At 41.8% G+C, this 584-nt stretch carries 1 protein-coding gene; it reads left to right on the top strand.

The features are described 5' to 3' along the window. The first annotated feature begins 97 nt into the window (after positions 1-97). A complete protein-coding gene (locus VHA02S_RS25055; protein ID WP_038899638.1) occupies positions 98-577 on the top strand; it encodes a hypothetical protein in 480 nt (159 codons plus the stop codon). Positions 578-584: the final 7 nt, after the last annotated feature.

The raw sequence follows: 584 nt of genomic DNA, 5'->3' as shown, positions 1-584 counted from the left end.
ATGCGTTGCGATTAGTGTTTAAGGTGGTTTGCGGTAGCATCGGTATGGCGCTGCTCACACCTTAATGCGGCGTTATGTGCTTTAGAGGAAATAATGGATGAGTGAATATGAAGTATTATCAGTAATACTGTCTTCGTTGGCTGCTCTAATAAGTCTAATCGTTTGGAATGGTCAACGAAAACTTCAACGAGAAAGCTTAGATATGCAAAAGGCGACAGCGGATCTAGCTAAAAAGCAGCTAGAAATATTACTGCGCGAAGACAAAGAAAAATCGACTGCTCGTTTGAAACTTGACTTAGTGAAGTCGGGTAATGGATACAAGTTCGTTATTACCAATATCAGTAATGTAGATGCTAAAGATATCAGCTTTGACTTGCTTGTTGATAATCCTCGACATAATCCCCTTGTTGGTTCGGACGTGAACTCTAAACTACCTGCTCCAAAACTCTCCCCTGGAAGTGAGTTAAGCTTGTTGGCGGCAATTCATCTAGGTAGCCCAACTGCATACAATGCACTGTTAACATGGACAAACCCCAACGGGGAGACTGTTACAGATGAAACCTATGTATCGTTGTAGTTGGAAA

It is taken from the genome of Vibrio harveyi NBRC 15634 = ATCC 14126 = KCTC 12724 (genome assembly GCF_001591145.1).
GTDB lineage: Bacteria > Pseudomonadota > Gammaproteobacteria > Enterobacterales > Vibrionaceae > Vibrio > Vibrio harveyi.
The sequence above is the reverse complement of the archived record's forward strand: the minus strand, read 5'-3'. Positions and strand labels throughout refer to the sequence as shown.